A 1,847-nucleotide genomic window follows, 5' to 3' on the forward strand; every position below is an offset into this window, starting at 1 on the left:
ATGAACACGTCGAAGCCCGTTCTTGACCGCGCAGGTCTTCCGTCAGACATCCGTTCTTTTTCGACGGCTGAGCTGAAGCAGCTTGCTGTCGAGTTACGTCAGGAGACGATTGAGGCGGTCTCTCAGACCGGGGGGCATCTGGGTGCGTCGCTGGGTGTGGTTGAGCTGACGGTGGCGATCCATCATGTGTTCAACACGCCGGATGACCGGCTGATCTGGGATGTTGGCCATCAGTGCTATCCGCACAAGATCCTGACCGGTCGCCGTGACCGTATCCGCACGCTGCGTCAGGGCGGTGGATTGTCCGGTTTCACCAAGCGGGTGGAAAGTGACTATGATCCGTTTGGCGCGGCCCATTCCTCGACCTCGATTTCGGCCGGACTGGGCATGGCGGCGGCGTCTTCGCTGAAGGGTGAGAAGCGTCATGCGATTGCGGTGATCGGTGACGGGGCGATGACGGCAGGCATGGCCTATGAGGCGATGAACAACGCCGGTTCGATGCCGGAGAAGCTGATCATCATCCTGAATGACAACGACATGTCGATTGCCCCGCCGGTGGGGGCGCTGAGTGGTTATCTGAGCCGTCTCGTCTCATCGAAGCCGTTCCGCAGCCTGCGCCACAAGGCAGGGGAGATCGCCGAACATTTCCCGAAGCAGCTGGAGAAGGCGGCACGCCGGGCCGAGGAATATGCCCGTGGCATGGTTGCCGGTGGCGGCACGATGTTCGAGGAACTGGGTATCTATTATGTCGGCCCGATTGACGGTCATAATCTGGATCATCTGCTGCCGGTGCTGCGCAATGTGCGCGATGATGGGGAAGACGGCCCGATCCTGATCCATTGCGTGACCCAGAAGGGTAAGGGCTACGAGCCGGCGGAACAGAGTTCGGACAAGTATCACGGTGTGGCGAAGTTCGATGTCTCGTCCGGCGAGCAGGTGAAGTCGAAGTCGAACGCGCCGAGCTATACCAAGGTTTTTGCCCAGTCGCTGATCCGGGAAGCGGCGGAGGACGAGAAGGTCGTCGCGGTGACGGCGGCCATGCCGTCGGGCACCGGGCTTGATCTGTTCGGGGAGACCTATCCGGCCCGGACCTTTGACGTGGGTCTGGCGGAACAGCATGCGGTGACTTTTGCCGCAGGCATGGCGACGGAAGGGATGAAGCCGTTCGTTGCGATCTATTCGACCTTCCTGCAGCGGGCTTATGACCAGATCGTGCATGATGTGGCGATCCAGAGCCTGCCGGTGCGGTTTGCCATTGACCGGGCGGGTCTGGTTGGTGCGGACGGTGCGACGCATGCGGGATCGTTTGATGTTGCCTATCTGAGCTGTCTGCCGGGCATGGTGGTGATGGCCGCCGGTGACGAGGCGGAACTGGTTCATATGATCCGGACCGCGGTGGAGATCGACGACCGGCCCTGCGCTTTCCGTTATCCGCGGGGCGAGGGGATTGGCGTGGAGATGCCGGAACGGGGTGTGGCGCTGGAGATCGGCCGGGGGCGTATCCTGCAGGAAGGCACGACGGTGGCCTTGCTGAGCTTCGGCGGCCGACTGGGTGAATGCCTGAAGGCAGCGGAGGAACTAGCGGCACGGGGCCTGTCGACGACGGTTGCGGATGCGCGTTTTGCGAAGCCGCTGGATGGTGATCTGGTGAGCCGTCTGGCGCGTGAGCATGAGGTTCTGGTGACGGTTGAGGAAGGCTCGGTCGGTGGCTTCTCCAGTCAGGTGCTGCATCATCTGGCGACGACGGGTCAGCTGGATGGTGGTCTGAAGATCCGGCCGATGGTGCTGCCCGATGTATTCATCGATCAGGACAAGCCGGATGCGATGTATGATCAGGCGGGGCTGAG

1 protein-coding gene is annotated in these 1,847 nt (G+C 61.8%); it reads left to right on the forward strand.

Going from position 1 to position 1,847, the window contains the following annotated elements:
* The coding region (locus GH722_20640) for a 1-deoxy-D-xylulose-5-phosphate synthase (GenBank protein MRG74170.1) at positions 1 to 1,847 on the forward strand (1,847 nt) is incomplete at its 3' end.

The sequence above is a fragment of the Alphaproteobacteria bacterium HT1-32 genome, from assembly GCA_009649675.1.
In the GTDB taxonomy this organism is placed as follows: domain Bacteria; phylum Pseudomonadota; class Alphaproteobacteria; order Rhodospirillales; family HT1-32; genus HT1-32.